The sequence below is a fragment of the Pseudomonas profundi genome, from assembly GCF_008638305.1.
Taxonomy (GTDB): domain Bacteria; phylum Pseudomonadota; class Gammaproteobacteria; order Pseudomonadales; family Pseudomonadaceae; genus Halopseudomonas; species Halopseudomonas profundi.
On sequence record NZ_VTPZ01000002.1, the window covers coordinates 368,437 to 391,706 of the forward strand.

The following is a 23,270-nucleotide window of genomic DNA, read 5'->3' on the forward strand; positions in this document are numbered from 1 at the left end:
TGGCGGACCGCTATAATGCGGCTTTTGTTCCGGCAGGCATTTCAGGATGGGCATGAATACAGAGCAGGTAACCGAATACATGGCAGGGCTGGGTCGTCAGGCCCGCCAGGCTTCGCGTGTTATCGCCCGCGCCAGCACGGCTGTCAAGAACCAGGCGTTGCTGGCAACGGCCGATGCGCTCATCGAGGCCAGCGCCGAGCTGATCGAGGCCAACGCGCTCGATCTGCAGGCCGGGCGTGAGAACGGCCTGGACGAGGCGATGCTTGACCGACTGGCGTTGACGCCGGAGCGGCTTGAATCGATGGTCGAAGGCCTGCGCCAGGTGGCCGGATTGCCCGATCTGATTGGTTCAATTCGTGACATGAAGTTTCTGCCCTCGGGCATTCAGGTCGGGCGTATGCGTGTGCCGCTGGGTGTGGTTGGCATCATCTATGAGTCGCGTCCCAATGTGACGGTCGAAGCGGCCAGCCTGTGTCTGAAATCCGGCAACGCGTGCATTCTGCGTGGTGGCTCCGAGTCGATCCACTCCAACCAGGCCATCGCGCGCTGCCTGCGTCGAGGCCTGGACAATGCCGGCCTGCCGCAGGAAGTCGTTCAGGTAGTGGAAACCACTGACCGCGCCGCCGTGGGCGCGTTGATCACCATGCCGGAATTCGTGGACGTTATTGTTCCCCGTGGCGGTAAAGGTCTCATCGAGCGGATCAGCCGCGATGCGCGCGTACCGGTGATCAAGCATCTCGACGGCATCTGCCACGTGTATGTGGATGACAGGGCGGATCTGGACAAGGCAGAGGCGATCGCCCTGAATGCCAAGACTCACCGTTATGGTGTGTGCAATGCGATGGAAACCTTGCTGGTGCACAAGGCTGTTGCTGAGGCATTTCTGCCCCGAATCGCCCAGCGCTATGCCGAGAAGAATGTCGAGCTGCGTGGATGTCCCGCCACCTGTGGGATTGTTGCCGGCGCAGCGCCTGCCAGCGAAGAGGACTGGCACACCGAATATCTTGCGCCCATCCTGTCGATCCGGGTGGTCGAGGATATGGACGCGGCCATCGAGCACATCAATACCTACAGCTCTCAGCACACCGACGCGATGGTCTCGGAGGATTACACCCGGGCTCGGCGCTTCCTGGCTGAAGTGGATTCCAGTTCGGTGATGATCAACGCCTCGACGCGTTTCGCCGACGGATTCGAGTACGGTCTCGGTGCCGAGATCGGCATCTCCACCGACAAGATTCACGCCCGCGGACCGGTGGGCCTGGAAGGGCTGACCAGCGAGAAGTACGTGGTATTCGGCGACGGGCACGTGCGCCAATGATCAGAAAAGATCTCCGTCGCTGTCGCGATGGAACGGCACCAGACCCTATATGACCCGCCGCATTGGCCTGTTCGGAGGTACCTTCGATCCGGTTCATAATGGGCATCTGCGCAGCGCGCTTGAGGTGCACGAGTGGTTGGGGCTGGATGAGCTGAGACTTATCCCCAGCGCCCGCCCGCCGCATCGTGACGTGCCCGGTGCCACCGCTGAACAGCGGCTGGATATGGTGAAGCTGGCGGTCCAGCATGCTGACGGGCTGGTAGTCGATGACCGGGAGCTGCGCCGCGAACGTCCCTCCTATACAGTGGAGACCCTTGAATCGCTTCGGGTTGAACTGGGCAATGACGTAGCCTTGTTCATGGTGGTGGGCTGGGATGCGTTCTGTGGCTTGCCGGGCTGGTATCGCTGGACTGAGCTGCTCGATCTGGCGAGTCTGGTGGTTTTGCAGCGACCCGACTATGATCTCGACGCGCCAGAGGTGCTCAAGGACCTGATGGCCGGACGTAGTGTTAACGATCCCTCCGAGGCTACCGCCTGCCATGGACAGATTGTCGGCCTGACCCAGACCCCCCTGGCGATCTCCGCTTCCCATATTCGCGGCTTGATTGCTGCAAACCGCTCTCCACGCTTCCTGTTACCGGGCTCCGTGCTTGGCTATATTGAAACCAATGGGCTATATCGGCCCACTTAATGAGGATTTACCCCCGCATGCAGATTGATGACCTGGTCCAAGTAGTAGAAAGTGCATTGGATGAGCTCAAGGCCAAGGATGTGGTACGCATCGACGTGCGTGAGCTGACCAGTGTGACAGATTTCATGATCATCGCCAGCGGCACCTCCAACCGGCATGTCAGCTCGCTGAGTGACACTGTCGTTGAGAAGGCGAAGGAAGCCGGCTGTCGTCCGCTGGGCGTCGAAGGCAAGGATTCCGGTGAATGGGTGCTGGTCGACCTCGGTGACGTCGTTGTTCACGTCATGCAGCCGGCGACACGCCAGTTTTATGACCTGGAGCGCCTGTGGCAGAGCGCCGAATCCCGCCGCGAACAGCAACAGTCCGCCTCCGATTCAGAGTAAACCGGGTTGCGTATACGCTTGATCAGCGTGGCGTCACGTATGCCGCGCTGGGTGGTCGAGGGATATCAGGAATACGCCAAGCGCATGCCTGCTGATCTGCCGCTGGATCTGATCGAAATTCCCCTGTCTACCAGGGGAAAGAACGCCGATGTCGCCAGGTTGATGCGCCGTGAGGGCGAGCAGATGCTGGCCGCGACTCAACCAGGTGACCGTATCGTTACGCTTGAGGTGACCGGGAAAAACTGGTCCACCGAACAGCTCGCCGAGCAACTCGAACGCTGGCGCCTTGAAGCACGCAACGTCAACCTTATGGTGGGTGGGCCGGAAGGCCTTGCTGAGGACGTTGCGGCCAGAAGCGATCAACGTTGGTCGCTTTCGGCGCTGACGCTTCCGCATCCACTGGTGCGTATACTGCTGGCCGAACAGATTTACCGCGCCTGGACCGTTCTGAACCGCCACCCTTACCATAAGTGATACATGGCCAAACCGATTCACCTCAAGGACCATAGCAAGGATGCGGGCATCGTCCGGCAGCGGCTGTTACTGGCTGCGGCGGTGGTTGTCCTGCTGTTGCTGGCGCTGGTCGCGCGGATGTATTACCTGCAGGTGATCCAGTTCGAGCATCATTCCACGCTGTCCGAGAACAACCGCGTCCATGTGCAGCCGATCCCGCCCTCTCGAGGCAGGATCTACGACCGCAATGGCGTGGTGTTGGCGGAGAATCGGCCGAGTTTCAGTCTGAATATCACCCGGGAACGTACCCCTGACGTGCCAGCGACCTTTGCGTTGCTGAAGTTGCTGCTGGAGCTTGACGACGAGGAAATCGAGCGTGCGCAACGGCGACTGATGCAATCACGTCGACCCTTCGAGTCGATTCCGGTCATGTTCGGACTCGATGACGAGCAGATCGCGCGCGTCGGCGTCAATCGTTTCCGCTTGCCGGGTGTTGAGGTACAGGCGAGCTTCGTGCGGCATTATCCGCTGGGTGAGCATTTTGCCCATGCGGTGGGCTATGTCGGGCGTATCAACGACAAGGAAATGCAGCGGATCGATCAGGTCGCTTACGCCGGCACCCACTATATTGGCAAGACGGGCATCGAGCATTTCTATGAAGATCTGTTGCACGGGAAGGTCGGTTATGAGGAAGTCGAAACCAACGCACGGGGCCGGGTCCTACGCGTGCTCGACCGTACTGACCCGGTGCCTGGACGGGACCTGACCCTGCACCTGGACAGCCGTCTGCAGGCGGTTGCCGAGCAGGCGCTGGGTAAACGCCGGGGTGCGGTCATTGCCATCGAGCCGGAAACCGGCGGTGTGTTGGCCTATGTCAGCCAGCCGGGGTTTGATCCTAATCTGTTCGTAACCGGCATAAGCTACGCCGATTATGGCGCGCTGCGGGATTCGCTTGATCAGCCGCTGTTCAATCGCGTTCTGCGCGGGCTTTATCCGCCAGGCTCGACCATCAAACAGCTGATTGCCATCGCCGGCCTGGATACCGGCACGGTAGGGCGGAACAACCGGGTGTTTGATCCCGGTTTTTTCCAGCTACCGAACCACAGCCACAAGTATCGCAACTGGAACCGCGGCGGGGATGGTTGGGTGGATATGCGGCGCGCGATCGCGCGCTCCAATGACACCTATTTCTACGATTTGGCGCACAAGCTGGGCATCGACCGTATGCATGAGTACCTGACCCGATTCGGGCTGGGAACTCGTGTTTCACTGGATATGTTTGAAGAGGCTGCAGGGTTGATGCCGTCCCGTGAGTGGAAGCGGGCTGCGCGCCGGCAACCCTGGTATCCGGGCGAGACGGTAATAACCGGGATCGGGCAGGGATATATGCTTGCCACCCCCTTGCAACTGGCGCAGTCCACTGCTCTGATTGCAAACAGGGGAGTGTGGCGTAGACCGCGGTTGATGATGCATGCCGAAGGGGTGCTGCCGGATGAGTCCGATACCCCGGACAACATCGAATTGAAGAATCCGGACGACTGGAATTTCATTACCGAAGCACTGGAAGATGTCATGCATGCTCCCCACGGCACGTCGCGTGCGGCCGCTCTCGGTGCGCCTTACCGTATCGCCGGAAAAACCGGCACGGCGCAGGTAGTCGCCATCGCTCAGGGGGAGCGCTACGATTCTGCCAGCCTGGCTGAGCGTCATCGAGACCACGCTCTGTATGTCGGTTTCGCACCGGCCGATGCACCACGCGTTGCCGTGGCGGTCATGGTTGAGAACGGTGAGTCGGGCGGTCGCGTCGCAGCGCCAGTGGCCCGTCAGTTATTCGATGCCTGGTTGTTGCCCGAGGAAGAACAGATTGATGAAGAGGAAGCCGACGAAGTGACCGCCGAGGTGCAACCATGAAATCCTGGGCGAGCACCCGAGCAATCACCGGCGGAGAGAAGGGGCTGCAGCGTCGCGAGCCGCTATGGCAACGGCTGCACATTGATCCCTGGCTCTTGCTGCTGGTGTTGACCCTTGCCGGAGTGGCCAGTTTTGTACTGTATTCCGCTAGTAGCATGAATATGGCCATGCTTTATCGGCAGGGTGCGGCTTACGCGGTAGGCATAGCGGTCATGATAGTCATCGCCCAGTTTCAACCGCGCTTCATGCAGCGTTGGGTTCCTTTCGCCTATGTCGGCGCGGTTCTATTGCTGGTCGCTGTGCTGTTGATCGGCGTGCAGGCAAAGGGTGCCCAGCGTTGGCTGAGTATTCCCGGGTTGATGCGTTTTCAGCCCTCGGAAATCATGAAGCTGATCATGCCAATGAGCGTGGCCTGGTATCTTGCCCGTCGCGAATTGCCACCCAACTTCAAATATGTCTGCTTCAGTCTGCTGATTATCGGGCTGCCTGTATTGTTGATTCTCAAGCAGCCGGATCTTGGAACCTCACTGTTGATTGCCAGCTCCGGCATCTTTGCGATACTGCTTGCGGGGTTGCGCTGGCGCTATATTCTTGGCGCTGCGGTGTTGCTGGTGCCGGCGGCGGTCGGCATGTGGTTTTTTGGCATGCATGAGTATCAGAAACGACGCGTACTGACCTTCCTCAATCCGGAGAGTGATCCGCTCGGTGCCGGCTGGAACATTATTCAGTCGAAGGCCGCGATAGGTTCGGGAGGCGTGCTCGGCAAGGGCTGGCTGCAGGGGACTCAGTCACACCTGGATTTTCTGCCCGAAGGCCATACCGACTTCATCATCGCCGCGCTGGCCGAAGAGTTCGGCATGGTCGGTGTGTGTCTGCTGCTGGTAGTGTATTTGCTGATCGTGTTGCGTGGTCTGTATATCGCACAGCATGCCCATGACAATTTTTCCAAGCTGCTCGCAGGTAGTGTCACGCTGACATTTTTTGTATATGTTTTCGTCAATATCGGGATGGTGAGTGGCCTGTTGCCGGTGGTCGGCGTACCCTTGCCGCTGATAAGTTACGGCGGCACCTCGCTGGTAACACTGTTGGCAGGTTTTGGCATCCTGATGTCGATCCATACGCACCACAAGTGGATGGCACAGGGAAGATGATCAAGCTGTTCCGGGAATCAGGATTCTGCATGTTAAATACTGTGAGCGGATGGTTGCGGCATAAAACTGCAGCCGTCGTGTTGGCCGGGTTCAGCCCATTGTTGCTGGCTGCCGATTATGGCGAAGAGCATCCGGCGGTTGCGCCCTTCGTTGCGGAGATGCAGGCGGAGCATGGCTTTCCTCCGAAATATATCGGAAGTCTGCTGGCCCAGGCGGAACGTAAGCAAAGCATCATTGATGCTATTTCGCGTCCGGCTGAGCGGGTCCGGCCCTGGCACGAGTACCGGAAGATATTCATCACCGACAAGCGGATCGCTGGCGGCGTCGAGTTCTGGGAGCGCAACGCCGAGGCGCTGGCCCGTGCCGAGCAGGAATACGGCGTGGAGCCGGAGGTGATTGTTGCCATTATCGGAGTGGAAACCTTCTACGGCGGCAACAAGGGCAGCCACCGGGTTATCGATGCGTTGACCACGCTGGGCTTCGACTATCCGCCGCGGGCGGACTTCTTTCGCCGCCAGTTGAAATCCTACCTGGTGTTGGCGCGTGAACAGCAAGTCGACCCGCTCAGTCTCACCGGATCCTATGCCGGAGCGATGGGTTTCCCGCAATTCATCCCCAGCAGTTATCAGGCCTTTGCAGTTGATTTCAATGATGATGGCCAGGTTGATATCTGGAACAATCAGGTCGACGCCATTGGCAGCGTCGCGAACTACTTTGCTGAGCACAAGTGGAAGCATGGCGAGACCGTCGCTGTTCCGGCTACGGTGTCAGGTGAGCAGTTTGACAAAGGCCTGACTATTGCGGAAGGGCTTGAGGCGCGGCGCAGCGTGGCTGCGTTGAAGGAACTCGGTTGGGACATCCAGCACGCGCTGGCAGACGAGGCCGAAGTCATGGCTTTTGAGTTCGACGCAGGCGAGTCGATGCAATACTGGATCGGGCTACATAATCTGCACGTCATCACCCGCTACAACCGGAGTGTGATGTATGCCATGGTAGTTCATCAACTAGCTGACCTGATACGCGAGGCCAGAGATCTATGACAACGCCAACCCTGAGCCGCCTTAAGATTGGTGCGGCGTCGCTGCTGCTCGGAGTGCTTGCCGGCTGCTCTTCTGCGCCGCCTACCGGTAGCGGATCGGGTGCGGTAAGCAAGCCGCTGTTGCGACCCCTTCATGATGGTGCGCCGACCCACATCGTTGATGTGTCGACCATTCCCGACGCAGTACCGGTGCCGCATACAGGCCGCTACAAGGCAGCGCCTTATCGGGTTCTGGGGAAAGATTACACCCCGATGCAGGACGGGCGGAGCTACCGCGAAACGGGCCCGGCTTCATGGTATGGAACCAAGTTTCATGGTCAGCACACCGCCAACGGCGAAGATTATGACCTGTATGGAATGACCGCCGCGCACAAGACGTTGCCGCTGCCGACCTATGTCAGGGTCACCAACCTCGAGAACAAGCGTACGGTTATCGTCCGCGTGAATGACCGTGGCCCGTTTTATTCAGACCGTATCATTGATCTGTCCTACGCTGCGGCCAAAAAGCTGGGTTTTGCCGACAAGGGCACCGCGCAGGTGCTGGTCGAAGGGATTGATCCGGTGGCCTGGCAGCAGCAGAACAACCCGGGATACCTGGTCAAGAAAGCCCCGCCGGTGGAGACGCTAGCGTCCCAGCCAGGCGAACAGATGTTTTTGCAGGTCGGCGCTTTCTCGTCGAGTCAGGCGGCAGAACAGCTGCGCACGCGCTTACAGAGTACCGTCAATGCGACCGTGTTCGTGACGCCGGTTCAACAGCCAACCGGAACATTCCATCGGGTCCGTCTTGGTCCGGTAGCCAATCATGACGAGGCGCAGAAGTTGATCGAAGCGCTTCGCCTGGCGGACCTGGGCCAGGCCACCCTGGTTACATCCAACTGATCATTTAGCCCAGTACCTTTACCTACGTGAGTATCATGCTTAAAAAATTCATCCAGACCGTGCTGATTACCGGCACTGCGCTTGCTTCCTGTGTAGTCATGGCGCAAACCCCGACACCCACCCCCGTGCCGGGGCCGGCTGCTGCCTCGATGCCCATCGTGCCGACGGCGCCAACGCTGGCCGCAAGTAGCTACTTGCTGGTAGATGCCGCCAGCGGGGAGGTGCTGATCGAGCACAACGCGGATGAGGCGCTACCTCCGGCCAGCCTGACCAAGATGATGACCAGCTACATCGCCAGCCTTGAGATCCTACGCGGTCAGATCAAGGAGGAGGATATGGTGCTGGTCAGCGAAAAGGCCTGGCGCAAGGGCGGTTCCAAGATGTTCATCGAAGTGGGTGCCCAGGTTCGGGTGATCGATCTGCTGCGCGGCATCATCATCCAGTCCGGTAACGATGCGAGCATTGCCCTGGCTGAGCATATCGCCGGTAGCGAGGAAGCCTTTGCAGACCTGATGAACGCCCATGCCCAGCGCCTCGGCATGACCAATACGCATTTCAAGAACTCCACCGGCTGGCCAGCTGAGGGGCATGTTTCCAGTGCTCGCGACCTGGCTATCCTGGCCAAGGCGATTATTCGCGACGACCCGAAGCACTACAGCATCTACAAGGAAAAGGAGTTCCTGTGGCAGGGCATCAAACAGCCCAATCGTAACCTGATGCTCTGGCGCGACAGTACTGTAGATGGCCTAAAAACCGGGCACACCGAGGAGGCCGGCTATTGTCTGGTGGCTTCGGCCAAGCGTGATGATATGCGTCTGATTTCGGTGGTAATGGGTACGAGCAGCGAAGCAGCGCGCGCGGCCGAAACCCAGAAGCTACTGACCTGGGGCTTCCGTTTCTTCGAGACCCGGACGTTCTACGAAGCCGGCGAGGTACTGTCCCAGGCACGCGTCTGGGCTGGGCAGCAGGATGCTGTTGATGTGGGTCTCAGCGAAGGTCTGGTTCTGACTCTGCCGAAGGGGCAGCTCGAAAAACTTGAAGCCAGTATCGCCATGAACAGCCGCATCAAGGCGCCCATCGCCGCCGGCGACGTACTCGGACAGGTAGAAGTGCGTGATGGTGAAGAAGTGGTGCATGCCGCCCCGCTGGTCGCGCTTACCGACGTCGAGGAGGCCGGAATCTTTGGTCGTCTGTGGGACAGCATTCGCTTGTTCTTTTACGGGCTGTTTGACTGAACCGGAGGAATCCTATGAGTGATCCGACTACCGATGCGCCACGTATCGAGTTCCCGTGTCAGTACCCGATCAAAGTGATCGGTGCTGCCGGGGATGGCTTCGTCGAGCTGGTCAGCGAGATCGTCGAGCGCCACGCGCCTGGTCTCGACCGCAACGCGATTGATGTGCGTGACAGCAAGAACGGTCGCTTTGTATCAATCCGAATGGTCATTACTGCGACTGGGCCGGATCAGCTTGAGGCTCTGAATGCTGAGCTGAAAGCCTCTGGCCGGGTGCAAATGGTTCTCTGATGACGCAGCTGATAATCCGTGAACTGGGGTTGGTGGACTATCAGCCAACCCTGGAGGCGATGCGCGCTTTCACTGCCGAGCGCGATAGCGACACGCCGGACGAGATCTGGCTGTTGCAGCACCCTTCGGTGTTTACCCAGGGCCAGGCCGGCAAGGCCGAGCATGTGCTGGCGGCGGGGAACATTCCTGTGGTCAGCGTCGAGCGTGGCGGGCAGGTCACCTATCACGGACCTGGTCAACTGGTCGCTTACCTGCTGATTGATATCCGGCGACTCGGGATCGGCGTCCGGGAGCTGGTCACCGCTATGGAGCAGGGTCTGGTGGATATGCTGGCCGACTATGCCATTGCTGCTGCGCCGCGTGCTGACGCTCCGGGAGTATACGTAGATGCAGCCAAGATCGCCTCGCTGGGCCTGCGCATCCGTCGTGGTTGCTCCTTTCACGGCCTGGCGCTGAACGTGGATATGGATCTGGAACCCTTTAGCCGCATCAATCCCTGTGGTTATGCGGGGCTGGCCATTACGCAGATGCGTGAGCTTGTTGGTCGTTCGCCCGATATCGCTGAAGTCGGCGCGCGACTCACGGGCCATCTCAAGAGGCAGCTTGGCTACGTCTGAGCGCTGGTTCTGATGGCGGGCGGAATCGGCCTGTGGTTGGCGGCGCAAATCCGCCAACCACAGCGGATGCTCAGCTGAGCGAGCGGATGGGAATCAGGTCTGACTGCGGTGTCTGGCCTGGAACCGAAGCAGGTTCGGCGAGACCCAGGTTATTCTTTTCGAACACCCGGTCGGCGCGATAGCTCGAGCGCACCAGCGGCCCGGAAGGGACCTCCATGAAACCCTTGGCAAGACCGATTTCCCGATAACGGTTGAATTCCTCAGGAGTAACCCAGCGCTTGACCGACAGGTGGTTTTTGGTCGGGCGCAGATACTGCCCCAGAGTGACGATATCCACTCCTATGGCACGCAAATCATCAAAGGTGGCGAGGATTTCCTCATCGGTTTCGCCCAGCCCCAGCATCAGGCTGGTCTTGGTGATCACATCCGGGCGGTGCTGCTTGGCATGTGCCAATACATCAAGCGTCTTGCGATAACCGGCGCGGGGGTCGCGCACTTCATGGGTCAGGCGCTCGACTGTTTCGACATTCTGCGCAAACACTTCAAGGCCTGAATCAACCACCGCTTCGATAGCGCTGTGCACGCCATTGAAATCCGGCGTGAGGGCTTCAACCACCACCTGCGGCGTGCGCAGCTTGATGGCGCGCACGGCAGCGGCGTAGTGGTTGGCTCCGCCGTCGGGCAAATCGTCACGGTCGACCGATGTCAGCACGATGTAGCGCAGGCCCATGAGCTCAACAGACTTGGCGGTATTTTCCGGCTCGTCCTGGTCCAGCCAGCCGTTTGGGTTGCCGGTATCGACGGCGCAAAAGCGGCATGCCCGGGTGCATACGGAGCCCATCAGCATGATGGTGGCGGTGCCATTGGTCCAGCATTCGCCCATGTTGGGGCAATGCGATTCCTGGCAGACCGTGCTTAGCTTGTGAGAGGTGACGTTGGCCTTTACGGCCTCGAACCGATCGCCTGCCGGGATTCGTGCGCGCAGCCATTTGGGCTTCGGCTCGAAAATAACCGGTTCGGCTTCTCCGGCACGTCGCTTCTGACCATCCTTGATGGCGCGTATGCCTTGCGAATTGCGAAACTTCTCGCCACTGGCGACATGCTTGGAGACTTCGTCACTCATGGATGGCCTTCGCTCCTGTTGAATGAAGCCGATTCAATGATTATCGGTGACCGGTCAGGTCCTTGTATTTCGGCCGAGTTTAACACAGGCCTTTGCCGAGCGGGCTGGATCGGCGCAATGCCGGCTGCGTCCGGTCCAGCCGTATCCGGTGCTCAACGTTCCCGTAGACGCTCCAGCAGGGCATATGTGGGATAGCCGTCAGCGGGCACTCCCAGGCTGTTCTGAAAACGGCGAATTGCCTTGCGGGTATTGGCGCCAATAATCCCATCAGCGTCGCCCGGATCGAAACCGACTGCATCCAGGCGCTCCTGAAGTTCGATACGTTCGGTGCGCGAGAGTGGACGGTCGTCCCGCGGCCAACTGGCCTGGATATCGTCTCTGTCCTGCAACCGATCAGACATCAGGCCAATCGCCAGTGCGTAACTGGTCGAATTGTTGTAGCGCAGAATGCTGCGGAAATTGCCGGTGACAAGGAAGGCCGGGCCGCGATAGCCTGCAGGCAACAGCAAGGACGCCTCCTTGTCGCCCAGGCGGGACGGTACGGCCGATTCTGAGCTCGCGCTTACACCGAGCGACACCCACTCGGATACCGGCTTGCGAATGGCCATATCGGCCAGCGCGAAATCGAAATCCCTGGGCAGCTTCACCTCGGTTCCCCAGGGCGTTCCGCGTTGCCAGTTCGAGTTGGACAGATAGTTGGCAGCCGATCCTAATGCATCGGCCGGCGATTGCCAGATATCGCGACGGCCGTCACTGTCAAAGTCCACGGCATAGCTGTTGAAGGTGCTGGGAATGAACTGTGTCTGGCCCATTGCGCCGGCCCATGATCCGAGCAGCTGCGACGGTGGAACGTCCCCCTGTTGCAGGATTCTGAGCGCTTCAATGAGCTGGGTATGTGCAAATGTCGGACGGCGGCCCTCGTGCGCCAGGGTGGCCAGCGAGCGGATCACTGACTTGTCACCGATGTTGTTACCGAAGTTGCTTTCCAGGCCCCAGATGGCCACCAGAACATGACGGCTGACGCCGTAACGCTGCTCGATGGCATCCAGTGTGTCTGCGTACTGCGATAGCGCCCGGCGACCCTGCGCCAGCCGCTGTGGCGACACAGCTCCGTCCAGATACTGCCAGACCGGGCGAGTGAACTCCGGCTGGCTCTGGTCGGCCCGGATGATTGATGGATCCGGCTCGATGCCCTTGAACGCGTTGTCGAATACCGCGGGGCGAATGCCGGCGGCGAGTGCTTCTTCGCGGAATTGCGCGCGCCATTCGGCAAAACTGGGCTGCTGCTGCTCCTGCTGGGCAGCAACTTCAGTGGATGAAGCCGGTGTACTCGAAGCTTCGATCGATGAATTCGCGCAGGCGGCCAGCAATACGAGACTGGCGCCAGCGACGGTCAGTCGGCGCCCGCTGGCGCGGTAGCGCATTAGCTTGTTGAGCATTGATGATTCCGATGTTGGTATTTTCGGGAACTGTAGCATGGCATCCATGGGGCAGGGCAGTGCGCCGATGGTCTCGATGGTGCAGTAAAGATGCGCCCCGGCGCCTGACGAACGGCCGATTGTTGGGCGCAAAAACCGGTCCGCTGGTGCTGTCGCCGTTGCGTTCTCCTGCTATAGTGCTGCGATCCGCTGCCCACTGTCGGCGAACACGTTCGCTTTATTCTCACCTCGAAAAATAAGATAAAGGAAGCAATGGCGTCTTCTAAGGAATCTCGAAGTTGGCAGCTCTGGGCCTTTGCCCTGATAGTGCCGGTCTTCACCGCGGGCTGGCTGAATCACCCGCCGTACGCAATGGCCGATTTTGCGACCTATGAATTTTCGGCTAGCGATGAAAGCCGGCAGTTGGACGACGTCCCCCTGTTCGAGCAGCAATTCGCTTCATCTGATCTGGACGAGTTTGTGCACTCGCCGTCCGTCACCGCGCTGCCGGATGGCGACCTGCTTACCGTCTGGTTTGCCGGTTCGCGCGAAGGCGCAGCAGATGTTGATATCCGTGCGGCCCGATACGACGCCTTGAGCGGTCAATGGGGTGCCGAGACGGCATTGGTCGATCGTGAGACCACCCGCCGCAGTGTAGGCAAGCCTATCCGCAAACTGGGCAATCCTGTCATAGCCTTGGCTCCGGACGAGCGCCTCTGGTTGTTCTATGTGTCTGTCTCGGTCGGTGGCTGGGCGGGTAGCGCAATCAATGTGATGGTTTCCGAGGACCTCGGTGAAAGCTGGTCCAAACCCCGGCAGCTGGTGACGTCGCCCTTCGTCAATATCAGTACGCTGGTGCGTACCTCACCGGTGTTCCATGCCGACGGCTCTATCGGTTTGCCGGTATATCACGAGTTTCTCGGCAAGTTTCCGGAATATCTCTACCTGGATGCGCAAGGGCGAATCAAGGACAAGTTCCGAATTGCCGATGGCGACAACTCCCTACAGCCCACCATAGTGCCGATTGACGGCAAGCGGGCGGTGGCATTGCTGCGTCAGGCTGGCGAGAACCCCCACGTGCTTGCGACCATTACCGAAGATGCCGGGAAAACCTGGCTACCTGAATGGCCGGTTACGCCGTGGAACCCCAACGCGTCGCTGGCGGCGGTGAAATCGCACAGGGGTAGTCTGCTGGTTGCACAAAACAACCTTGTGGATGGCCGGTTCCGACTGACACTGGACGAGGCAGATGTGGACCTGGTGGCCTGGTCGATGGTTGCCGAGGTCGACGCTTCGCCGGATCCAGAGGGGGATGCTATACCCCGCCACCTCTACGAGCCGATGCTGGAGACGAATTTCCTCAGCTCCAGCGGGAGCGCCCGCAGGAAGCTGGTCGATGAATACCTGAAGAAGCTCGATCGCCGGATGTGCAAAAACAACCTGTGTGATTTCCAGTATGAGTATCCCTCCCTGATTCGAGCCGGCGACGGCCGGTATCACCTGGTTTACGTCTGGAACAACAGCTTCATCAAGCATGTTGCCTTCAACTCTGCGTGGGTGGAGGCGCAACTATGATTTTCCTGAGTCTGCAAGCGTACCTCACCTTCTCCCTTACCCTATTTCTGTTATTGCCCCTTGGCGCGCTCAGTCGGAACCGACGCCTTGGTGTGCTTGCCGGTTTGACCGTTCTGGGCATGCTGCCGCTTATACAAGGCATGTCCCTGGCCGGATATTTGCGCGGCGTCACAGATGATCTGGCATGCACCAGCATGGTCTGGCTGATCGCCGGTGCGCTGATGAGACTGGGTTTCATCTCCGCGTGGTCACGTCCCAGACTCATGCAGCTATGGATATGTTTCGCCATTGCCGGGGCATTGCTGTTTCCGGCTGCGATGGGAGTGGGCATGATCGATACCTACGGCTGGGGCTTTACTCCGCGGCCCATGCTTGTTGGCGTCGCGGCAGTGACGCTCTTGATGGTGTTCATCCGCAATGCACCTGGCGCGTTACTGCTGCTCGCTGCGTCCGGTGCCTTCGTACTTGACGTGAAGCCGTCGGATAACTACTGGGACTACCTGCTTGATCCGTTCATCTTCTTGTATTCCGTTGGCGCTCTGGCCTTTACCGGCGTCTCCTGGATAGCGTCGCGCAAAGTCCGTATCGCCAGACCGATAAGCGCAATGGACGGAAGCCTGGGCAAAACGGACCCGGCGGGGCGTAGCAACGCATAGCCTGATCCAGGCTGATGTGATAGGGTGCGCACCAATTATTTGTCGGATGTTGCTGTAGCTGGCGGGTTCTGCCCGCCTGACGAACCTCCACTAATTTCTCGCACAGGCCATTGCAATGCGCTGCTTTCCCGGCGTTACGCCACCATAGTATTCCCCTCCGGCTCGAGGCGACCTCATCGCCTGGCTCTGCCTGTACGTCATTACCCGGCGTAGGGACAGCAGTAGCCGCTTGAAACAGTAGGTCTTATTCGACCTACCGTTCTCCACATCTGTTGTTTTTTGTTCATCGTAGCGGGCTGAAAGCAATGCTCGCTCTGGATGGGATCACCATGTCTCAATCGATGTCTCTGGCTTTTCGTAATAATTTCATGGGCCAGGCTCCCGCCTGGTACAAGCGAACTATCGTCGCCTTTCTGGTACTGAATCCGCTGGTATGGTGGGTCGCCGGACCTTATATAACCGGTTGGCTATTGGTCGTTGAGTTCATTTTTACGCTGGCGATGGCGTTGAAATGCTATCCGCTGCTGCCGGGCGGGCTGCTTGCTCTGGAAGCGCTGGTTATAGGGATGACCACACCGGACGCTCTGTACGCCGAGATGCAGGCGAACTTTCCGGTCATCCTGCTGCTGATGTTCATGGTGGCGGGCATTTATTTCATGAAGGATTTGTTGCTCCTGGTGTTTACCCGGATTCTGTTGGGGGTCCGCTCGAAATCCAGTCTGGCGTTGGTCTTCTCACTGACCGCAGCGGTTATGTCGGCATTTCTGGACGCGTTGACGGTTACCGCGGTGGTGATCAGCGTCGCGGTAGGTTTCTACTCGGTCTATCACCGCGTCGCGTCCGCGCCAGAGAAGGCCCGGGCCGACAACCTCGAGGTTCAGGTGGAGGATGAGCCCCTTGAGCTGCACCGCAATGATCTGGAAACCTTCCGCGCCTTTCTCCGCAGTCTGCTCATGCACGGTGCCATCGGTACGGCACTGGGCGGCGTCTGCACCCTGGTTGGCGAGCCGCAGAATCTGTTGATAGCTGGCGTGGTGGGATGGGATTTCATCGAATTCTTTCTGCGTATGGCGCCAGTCAGCATGCCGGTGCTGGCGGCAGGGTTGTTGACCTGTCTGTTGTTGGAGAAGACCGGCTGGTTCGGCTACGGCGCCAAATTGCCACGTAACGTACGGCGCGTGCTGGAAGAGTTCGCCGCCAGTGAGCGGCTGAAACGCACAAGTGCGCAAAAGGCGCAATTGATCGTCCAGGCAGTCGCGGCAGTGCTGCTGGTGATAGGTCTGGCGTTTCACCTGGCAGAGGTCGGGCTGATTGGTCTGATGGCCATTATCCTGATGGCTACGTTCAACGGGGTCACCGACGAGCACCAGATCGGCAAGGCATTTCAGGAAGCGTTGCCCTTTACCTCCTTGCTCGTGGTGTTTTTTGCCATTGTGGCTGTTATCCATCAGCAGCATCTGTTCAGCCCGATTATTACAGCGGTGCTGGCGATGCCGGCATCGGACCAGCCGGGCATGTTCTTTCTGGCCAACGGTGTGCTGTCGATGATCAGCGATAACGTTTTCGTCGCTACCGTGTATATCAGCGAGATCAAGCAGGCTCTGGACGCAGGCTCGATCAGCCGCGAGCATTTCGAGTTGCTGGCGATCGCCATCAATACCGGAACCAACTTGCCGAGCGTCGCGACGTCGAATGGTCAGGCTGCATTCTTGTTCCTGTTGACCTCCGCGATTGCGCCGTTGGTGCGGCTCTCCTATGGCCGCATGGTCGTAATGGCCTTTCCTTATACGCTGATGCTGGGGGGCATCGGGTATTTTGCGGTGGTGAACTGGCTTTGACGTGCGCAGTGTTACAAAAACGGGACAGTGATTGAGAATGAATATGATCGAAAGGGTGCAACAGGAGTGGTTTTCCAACATTCGCGGCGACCTGCTTAGCGGTCTGGTCGTGGCGCTGGCACTGATTCCCGAGGCCATCGCATTCTCGATCATCGCCGGCGTGGACCCCCGCGTTGGCCTTTACGCATCGTTCTGTATTGCGGTGGTGATAGCCTTTACCGGCGGCCGGCCAGGCATGATTTCCGCGGCTACGGGTGCGATGGCGCTGCTGATGGTGACGTTGGTCAGGGATCATGGGCTGGAGTACTTGCTTGCCGCGACGATGCTCTGTGGTGTGCTGCAGATCGCCGCAGGCTTTCTCAAGCTTGGCTCGCTGATGCGCTTCGTGTCACGTTCGGTGGTCACCGGTTTCGTCAATGCGTTGGCGATCCTGATCTTCATGGCCCAGTTGCCGGAGCTGACCAATGTCACCTGGCATGTGTATGCGATGACGGCGGGCGGCCTGGCGATCATCTATCTGTTTCCCTATGTACCGGCAATCGGCCGGGTCATCCCGTCGCCGTTGGTATGCATCCTGGTTCTCACCGCATTGGCCATGGTTGTGGGTCTGGATATTCGCACGGTGAGCGATATGGGAGAGCTGCCCGATACGTTGCCTGTTTTCCTTTGGCCGGAGGTGCCGCTCACCCTCGAAACCCTGATGATCATCTTCCCGTATTCGGCAGGTCTCGCCGTGGTTGGTTTGCTCGAATCCATGATGACGGCGACTATCGTGGATGATCTGACCGATACGTCCAGTGACAAGAACCGTGAATGCAAGGGGCAGGGCATTGCGAATATCGGTTCTGGGCTACTGGGCGGCATGGCCGGTTGCGCGATGATTGGTCAGTCGGTGATCAACGTTAAATCCGGGGGGCGCACCCGGCTGTCCTGTCTGATCGCGGGCGTGGCATTGCTGCTGCTCGTGGTGTTCCTGAGCGACTGGGTCGGACAGATTCCCATGGCGGCGCTGGTTGCGGTGATGGTCATGGTCTCCATCGGTACCTTCAGCTGGGATTCGATACGCAACCTGAAGAAGCATCCGCTATCAACCAATATCGTCATGGTCTCGACGGTAGCGGTGGTGGTTGCCACGCACAACCTGGCCTATGGCGTACTGGTGGGGGTGCTGCTGGCGGCGCTGTTCTTCGCTAACAAGATTGGCCATTTCCTCTATGTGAGCAGTGAACAGGAGGCCAGTGGTCGCGAACGCACCTACAAGGTTGTTGGCCAGGTGTTCTTCAGTTCGAGCGACAAGTTCGTTGGCTCGTTTGATTTCAAGGAAGCCGTTGATAAGGTGGTCATTGATCTTGCCCGGGCGCATTTCTGGGATATCACGGCTGTTGCGGCACTGGACAAGGTAGTGATCAAGCTGCGCCGGGAAGGCGCCGAGGTGGAAGTGCGTGGGCTCAACGAGGCCAGCGCAACCATCGTTGACCGTTTTGGTGTTCACGACAAGCCGGAAGCTGTAGACCAGCTGATGGATCATTAAGCTGCAGGAGACAAGGCAATGACTAATCTCAATGTGCTCGCCTGTATTGACGGCTCCCGCTCAGCCGGCGCGGTCTGTGACTACGCGGCCTGGGCCAGCCTGCAACTGGCAGCACCGCTGACTCTGATGCATGTGCTGGACCATACCCATGCGCCCCAGGTGACGGATCTGTCGGGTAATATTGGATTGGGCAGCCGCGAACACCTGTTGAATGAGCTTGCAGAACTCGATGCCCGGCGCGGAAAGCTGATGCGTGAGCAGGGCCAGTTTTTACTCGAGGCGGCCGCTGAGCGAGCCCGCGCTGCCGGCGTCGTCGAGCCACAGAGCCGTCAGCGGCACGGCAGCCTTACCGACACACTGCTTGAGCTGGAAGCGGAAATCCGCTTGCTGGTCATCGGTCGGCAGGGCGAAGCGGGCGACTCGCTGGGCAGCCACGTGGGCAGTCATCTTGAGAGTGTTGTCCGCACCATGCACCGGCCTATCCTGGTCACGTCCGGCGACTTTCATCGGCCAACGAGCGTCATGTTGGCTTTCGATAACAGTGCGACGACCCGCAAGGGCGTAGACATGCTGGCCGAAAGCCCGTTGTTCAAGGGAATGCCTATCCATCTGGTGATGGTTGGTCCTGACACCAGAGATCATCAGGAACCGATGAACGCTGCCAGGCAACGCCTTGAGCGCGCGGGTTTTGAAGTGCATAGCGTTATCCGTGCGGGAGACGTCGATCAGGTTCTGCTGGACTATCAGGCGCAGCATGGCATCGACATGCTGGTGATGGGCGCTTATGGGCATTCCCGGATCCGTCAGTTTTTTGTAGGCAGTACCACCACACACCTTCTGCGCAAGGCCACTGGTCCGGTGTTATTGCTGCGCTAGGATAGGCGGCAGTGCGGGCGAGCCTGTCATAGTTTCAATCGCGACCCGGAGACCTCAACGGCGATGCGCGCAAGGCTATCCCATGCCGAGCCAGCGTGTTGCCCCTTGATCTGCTCATCGGCTTGCTGGGCAATGCTGAGCCAGCTTTCCCAAGCGGGGGCAGGGTGCCGCTGTAAGGCGCGGCTTAACAGGGGTTTGCGCTTGTCCCAGACGGGCGGGCGCTGGCTGGCAAAGATCCTTTCCATGGGCAGCCCGCGGGCAAGATCCTGCGCCATGTTGGCCAGGCTACGCAGTTCCCGCGCAATCGCCCACAACACAACAGGGGCTTCAACACCTTCCCCGCGTAGGCCGTGCAACACGCGCAACGCCTGTTGCGGCTCGCCCTTGAGCATTGCATCCGCCAGATTGAATACATCGAAACGGGCGCTGTCAGCTACCGCTTCCTGTACGGTCTGCACATCCAGCACGCCGCCATTACAGAACAGTTTGAGCTTCTCTATTTCCTGGGAGGCCGCCAGCAGGTTGCCTTCGACCCGGGCGGACAACAGGTCCAGGGCCTCTGGACTGGCCTGAATGCCGGCGCTGGCAAGACGGTCGCGCATCCAGCTCGGCAGCTGCTGCGCCTCGATCGGCCAGACCTGCACAAAACGGGAGGCTGGATGTTCAGTAAGTGTTTTGGCCCACTTGCTGCGCTGGGTGCTGCCGTCGAGTTTCGGCAAGCTGACCAGCAGCGTGGTATCCGGGGGAGGGGAGTCCAGCCAGGCGATTAGCGCTTTACCGCCTTCGTCCCCGGGTTTGCCGCCGGGAATGCGTAGCTCGATCAACCGCTGTTGCGCGAACAGCGACATGCTGTGACTGGCGTCATGCAGCTGACCCCAATCGAAGCTGCGGTCGACGTGAAATACCAGCCGCTCCTCTGAACCGGCCTGGCGGCAAGCATGGCGAATCTGATCAGCGGCTTCGCCAGTGAGCAGCGGATCATCGCCGCTCACTACGAAGACCGGTGCCAACTCGTCCTTGAGTTGCCTGCCCAGCTGAGTCGCGTTGAGTTTCATCGACCGCTCAAGGAGTCAGCTGATCCAGCGCCCGCTCACGCGCAGCCAGATCGCGTTCGGTCAGGCTGGATAGCCTGAACAGCACCTGACGTGTCATGTCGCGGCGCATTTCCTCGCGCAGCAGGTCTTCTTCCTCCGAGGTGCCGACGATGTTGTCACGGTCATTCACGTAGACGCGGCGCGCGGTCAGGGTCTCGGGGCCAATCAGCGGGCGACCTTCCGAGTCATTGATCTGGAACGTCAGGTGCTGGCGGATCTCGTATTCAGCGGCGGATATCCGGCTGGTGTAGCTGAGCGCGACGCGTTCATGACGATCACTGATCAGCTGCAGGTGGTAGTCCGCCGCATCGGTAATGCGCACGCCATCGGACTGCAGCGCAGCGAGCAGCTGACGATAGGTCGGGCTGTGTTCATCGGGAGCGCTGAACTGGAGTTCCTCCAGCGTGACGCTATCGACGTCGGTGCCGCGCAAGTGAAAGCCACAGCCGCTAAGCAGCACGCCGGCCGCCAGCATGGCGCAACTCAGCAGGTGACGGGGACGTTTCAGCAGCATGTTGGCTCTCCGTTGCATCTCAATTGGCGACGATATTGACGAGTTTACCCGGCACCACAATTACCTTGCGAATACTCAACCCCTCGGTGAAGCGCAGCACGTTTTCATTCAGGCGCGCGGCTGCTTCGACGGTTTCGCGGCTGGCGTGGGCAGCCACTTCCAGGTGCCCGCGCAGTTTACCGTTAACCTGAATGACCAGCTGCAGGGTGTCCTGAACCAGAGCCGATTCGTCGAGCTTCGGCCAGGGCGCATTGATGACCGGATCACTATGACCCAATGCTTGCCAAAGTCCATGGCTGATGTGCGGAGTGATCGGGGCCAGCAGCAGGGCGACGGTTTCCAGTCCTTCCTGTAGCAGGGCCCGGTCCTGACCGGACGCCTGTGGTGCTTTTTCCAACACGTTCATCAGCGTCATCACCGCAGCGATAGCCGTGTTGAATTTGTGATTCTGCCCGATATCCTGGCTCGCCTGCTTGATGGCGAGGTGAATGGCGCGGCGTACGGCTTTCTGATCGTCGCTGAGGCTGGCGGCGTCCAGCGCTGCTGGACGCTCGCCCTGGGCATGCTGGCTGGCCAGGCGCCAGACGCGGCGTAGAAAGCGATGTGCCCCTTCGACGCCGGTATCGGACCATTCCAGACTCATATCCGGCGGAGATGCAAACATCATGAACAGGCGGCACGTGTCGGCGCCATACTGCTCGATCATCGACTGTGGATCGACCCCGTTGTTCTTCGACTTCGACATCTTCTCGACGCCGCCGATTTCCACTGTCTGGCCATCGCTGGTCAGGCGTGCGGCGATTATCTTGCCCTTGGCGTCGCGCTCAACGGTCACGTCCGCCGGGTTGAACCAGGTTTTGCCGCCGTTCTCTTCCAGACGGTAATAGGTTTCGGCAATGACCATGCCTTGTGTGAGCAGATTCTTGAACGGTTCATCCGAGTCAAGCAGGCCTTCATCACGCATCAACTTGTGGAAGAATCGCGCATACAGAAGATGCAGGATGGCATGCTCGATGCCGCCGATATACTGGTCAACAGGCAACCAGTGGTTCGCTGCCTTGGGATCGACCAGGCCCTCCTGATAGTGCGGCGATGCGTAGCGCGCAAAGTACCAGGAGCTCTCGACGAAGGTATCCATGGTGTCGGTTTCACGACGGGCCTTGTTACCGCAGGTCGGGCATTCGCATTCGTAGAATTCCGCCATGCGCGCCAGCGGCGACCCTGCGCCATCGGGCACGACGTCTTCGGGCAATACGACAGGGAGCTGATCTTCGGGTACCGGAACGTCACCACAGGTATCGCAATGGATGATCGGGATCGGACAACCCCAGTAGCGTTGCCGGCTGATGCCCCAGTCACGCAGGCGGAACTGGGTGCGCGGCGCGCCCAGTTGTTTCTGTTCCAGCACGTCGCCGATAGCGGTCAGCGCGCTATCGAAGTCCATGTCATTGAATTCGTCCGAGTTGATCAGCGTACCTTTTTCGGCATACGCATCCTGCCAGGGCGCAGGCGTTTCATTTCCAGCGGAAGTGCGCACAACGGGCTTGATTGGCAGGCCGTATTCCAGAGCAAAGGCGAAATCACGCTCATCGTGGGCGGGAACGGCCATCACCGCACCTTCGCCGTAGGTCATCAGAACGTAGTTGGCGACCCACACCGGGAGCTTTTCATCGGTCAGCGGATGACGGACGAACAGCCCGGTGGGCAGGCCTTTCTTTTCCTGCGTGGCGATATCGGCTTCGGCGACGCCGCCCCGTTTGCACTCATCGATGAACGCCTGCAGCTTGGGGTTGGTAACGCCCGCCTGGGTGGCGAGTGGATGCTCTGCCGCCACCGCAACATAGGTTGCGCCCATCAATGTGTCGGGACGGGTGGTGAAGACCTTCAGCCGGCCCTCTCCACCGATGCTGTCAACGTCGTAGGGAAACTGCACTTCCATGCCGACAGACTTGCCGATCCAGTTGCGCTGCATGGTCTTGACCTGTTCAGGCCAGCCTGGCAGATCGTCCAGTGAAGTAAGCAGCTCTTCTGCATAATCGGTGATGCGGAAGTAGTACATCGGGATCTCGCGCTTTTCGATCACCGCGCCACTGCGCCAGCCCTTGCCGTCAATCACCTGCTCATTGGCCAGGACAGTCTGGTCAACCGGATCCCAGTTCACTATGCCGTTCTTGCGATAGATCACGCCCCGTTTGAACAAGCGCGTGAACAGCCATTGCTCCCAGCGGTAATACTCCGGTGTGCAGGTGGCGAATTCCCGCGACCAGTCCACCGCCAGCCCGAGACTCTGCAACTGGGTCCGCATGTAATCGATGTTGGAATAGGTCCAGCTCGCCGGGGCCACTTTGTTGTTCATGGCGGCGTTTTCGGCGGGCATGCCGAAGGCATCCCAGCCCATCGGCTGCAGCACGTTCTTGCCCTGCATGCGCTGATAGCGTGCGATCACATCACCGATGGTGTAGTTGCGTACGTGTCCCATGTGCAGCTTGCCGCTGGGGTAGGGAAACATGGACAGACAATAGAATGTCTCCTGGCCGGGCGTTTCGCTGACCTGGAACGCATTGGTCTGATTCCAGTCGGCCTGGGCGGCTGCTTCGATATCGCGGGGAGAATACTGTTCTTGCATGGTGTGGGCTGATCGACTCGTCAATGTCACAAAAAGTAATGGGGCAGGATAC

The 23,270-nt window shown here is 59.3% G+C and carries 20 protein-coding genes and 1 pseudogene; 16 read left to right on the top strand and 5 right to left on the bottom strand.

Annotation, left to right across the window (positions count from 1 at the left end; translation table 11 throughout):
• Positions 1 to 52 precede the first annotated feature (52 nt).
• From FZE95_RS04685 to lipB, 11 genes and pseudogenes are all read left to right on the top strand, one after another.
• Positions 53 to 1,318: a glutamate-5-semialdehyde dehydrogenase gene (locus FZE95_RS04685; RefSeq protein WP_223824963.1), complete on the top strand. Its 1,266-nt coding sequence runs from the start codon at positions 53 to 55 to the stop codon at positions 1,316 to 1,318.
• A 49-nt stretch (positions 1,319 to 1,367) separates the two neighbouring features.
• Entirely contained in the window at positions 1,368 to 2,009 is a 642-nt protein-coding gene (gene nadD / locus FZE95_RS04690) for a nicotinate-nucleotide adenylyltransferase (protein WP_150299663.1), read from the top strand.
• A 17-nt stretch (positions 2,010 to 2,026) separates the two neighbouring features.
• Positions 2,027 to 2,392, top strand: coding sequence for a ribosome silencing factor (gene rsfS / locus FZE95_RS04695; protein ID WP_150299664.1), 366 nt, complete (start codon positions 2,027 to 2,029; stop codon positions 2,390 to 2,392).
• A 6-nt stretch (positions 2,393 to 2,398) separates the two neighbouring features.
• On the top strand, positions 2,399 to 2,866 hold the full coding sequence (gene rlmH / locus FZE95_RS04700) for a 23S rRNA (pseudouridine(1915)-N(3))-methyltransferase RlmH (protein WP_150299665.1): 468 nt from the start codon (positions 2,399 to 2,401) through the stop codon (positions 2,864 to 2,866).
• 3 nt (positions 2,867 to 2,869) lie between these two features.
• Positions 2,870 to 4,756 (top strand): penicillin-binding protein 2, encoded by a 1,887-nt coding sequence (gene mrdA, locus FZE95_RS04705; RefSeq protein ID WP_150299666.1) that lies wholly within the window; start codon positions 2,870 to 2,872, stop codon positions 4,754 to 4,756.
• Complete coding sequence (rodA, locus tag FZE95_RS04710) at positions 4,753 to 5,907, top strand: rod shape-determining protein RodA (protein WP_150299667.1); 1,155 nt, start codon at positions 4,753 to 4,755, stop codon at positions 5,905 to 5,907. Before mrdA ends, rodA begins: the two co-directional genes overlap by 4 nt.
• A 29-nt stretch (positions 5,908 to 5,936) precedes the next feature.
• A complete protein-coding gene (gene mltB / locus FZE95_RS04715; RefSeq protein ID WP_150299668.1) occupies positions 5,937 to 6,947 on the top strand; it encodes a lytic murein transglycosylase B in 1,011 nt (336 codons plus the stop codon).
• Positions 6,944 to 7,825, top strand: coding sequence for a septal ring lytic transglycosylase RlpA family protein (locus FZE95_RS04720; RefSeq protein WP_150299669.1), 882 nt, complete (start codon positions 6,944 to 6,946; stop codon positions 7,823 to 7,825). The genes mltB and FZE95_RS04720 overlap by 4 nt, the downstream gene beginning before the upstream one ends.
• Before the next feature lie 167 nt (positions 7,826 to 7,992).
• A pseudogene (locus FZE95_RS04725) lies at positions 7,993 to 9,060 on the top strand (D-alanyl-D-alanine carboxypeptidase family protein); the annotation flags it as partial.
• 14 nt (positions 9,061 to 9,074) lie between these two features.
• Positions 9,075 to 9,350, top strand: coding sequence for an HP0495 family protein (locus tag FZE95_RS04730; RefSeq protein ID WP_150299670.1), 276 nt, complete (start codon positions 9,075 to 9,077; stop codon positions 9,348 to 9,350).
• The gene (gene lipB, locus FZE95_RS04735; protein WP_150299671.1) at positions 9,350 to 9,967 is read left to right on the top strand and encodes a lipoyl(octanoyl) transferase LipB; all 618 of its coding nucleotides are present in this window, start codon (positions 9,350 to 9,352) and stop codon (positions 9,965 to 9,967) included. Before FZE95_RS04730 ends, lipB begins: the two co-directional genes overlap by 1 nt.
• A 70-nt stretch (positions 9,968 to 10,037) precedes the next feature.
• On the opposite strand, the gene lipA is transcribed toward lipB, so the two are convergent.
• Entirely contained in the window at positions 10,038 to 11,090 is a 1,053-nt protein-coding gene (gene lipA, locus FZE95_RS04740; protein WP_150299672.1) for a lipoyl synthase, read from the bottom strand.
• A gap of 152 nt (positions 11,091 to 11,242) precedes the next feature.
• Positions 11,243 to 12,529, bottom strand: coding sequence for a lytic murein transglycosylase (locus FZE95_RS04745; RefSeq protein ID WP_150299673.1), 1,287 nt, complete (start codon positions 12,527 to 12,529; stop codon positions 11,243 to 11,245).
• Between the two features lie 252 nt (positions 12,530 to 12,781).
• Here FZE95_RS04745 and FZE95_RS04750 point away from each other — a divergent pair, with 252 nt between their 5' ends.
• The 5 genes from FZE95_RS04750 (at position 12,782) to FZE95_RS04770 (ending at position 18,984) form a co-directional block, all read left to right on the top strand.
• Positions 12,782 to 14,083, top strand: a complete 1,302-nt coding sequence (locus FZE95_RS04750; protein WP_150299674.1) for a sialidase family protein — start codon at positions 12,782 to 12,784, stop codon at positions 14,081 to 14,083.
• Positions 14,080 to 14,739, top strand: coding sequence for a hypothetical protein (locus FZE95_RS04755; RefSeq protein ID WP_150299675.1), 660 nt, complete (start codon positions 14,080 to 14,082; stop codon positions 14,737 to 14,739). Before FZE95_RS04750 ends, FZE95_RS04755 begins: the two co-directional genes overlap by 4 nt.
• Before the next feature lie 329 nt (positions 14,740 to 15,068).
• Entirely contained in the window at positions 15,069 to 16,577 is a 1,509-nt protein-coding gene (nhaB, locus tag FZE95_RS04760; protein ID WP_150299676.1) for a sodium/proton antiporter NhaB, read from the top strand.
• A gap of 43 nt (positions 16,578 to 16,620) precedes the next feature.
• A complete protein-coding gene (locus FZE95_RS04765; RefSeq protein ID WP_150299761.1) occupies positions 16,621 to 18,108 on the top strand; it encodes a SulP family inorganic anion transporter in 1,488 nt (495 codons plus the stop codon).
• 18 nt (positions 18,109 to 18,126) lie between these two features.
• Positions 18,127 to 18,984 (top strand): universal stress protein, encoded by an 858-nt coding sequence (locus FZE95_RS04770; protein ID WP_150299677.1) that lies wholly within the window; start codon positions 18,127 to 18,129, stop codon positions 18,982 to 18,984.
• Between the two features lie 26 nt (positions 18,985 to 19,010).
• Here the strand turns inward: FZE95_RS04770 and holA are convergent, their stop codons facing one another.
• Genes holA through leuS form a run of 3 tightly spaced genes read right to left on the bottom strand, consistent with a single transcriptional unit; the run spans position 19,011 to position 23,218 of the window.
• Positions 19,011 to 20,039, bottom strand: coding sequence for a DNA polymerase III subunit delta (gene holA / locus FZE95_RS04775; protein ID WP_150299678.1), 1,029 nt, complete (start codon positions 20,037 to 20,039; stop codon positions 19,011 to 19,013).
• A 7-nt stretch (positions 20,040 to 20,046) separates the two neighbouring features.
• Entirely contained in the window at positions 20,047 to 20,592 is a 546-nt protein-coding gene (locus FZE95_RS04780; RefSeq protein ID WP_163984073.1) for an LPS-assembly lipoprotein LptE, read from the bottom strand.
• Positions 20,593 to 20,611: 19 nt separating this feature from the next.
• Positions 20,612 to 23,218: a leucine--tRNA ligase gene (gene leuS / locus FZE95_RS04785; RefSeq protein ID WP_150299680.1), complete on the bottom strand. Its 2,607-nt coding sequence runs from the start codon at positions 23,216 to 23,218 to the stop codon at positions 20,612 to 20,614.
• Positions 23,219 to 23,270 lie beyond the last annotated feature (52 nt).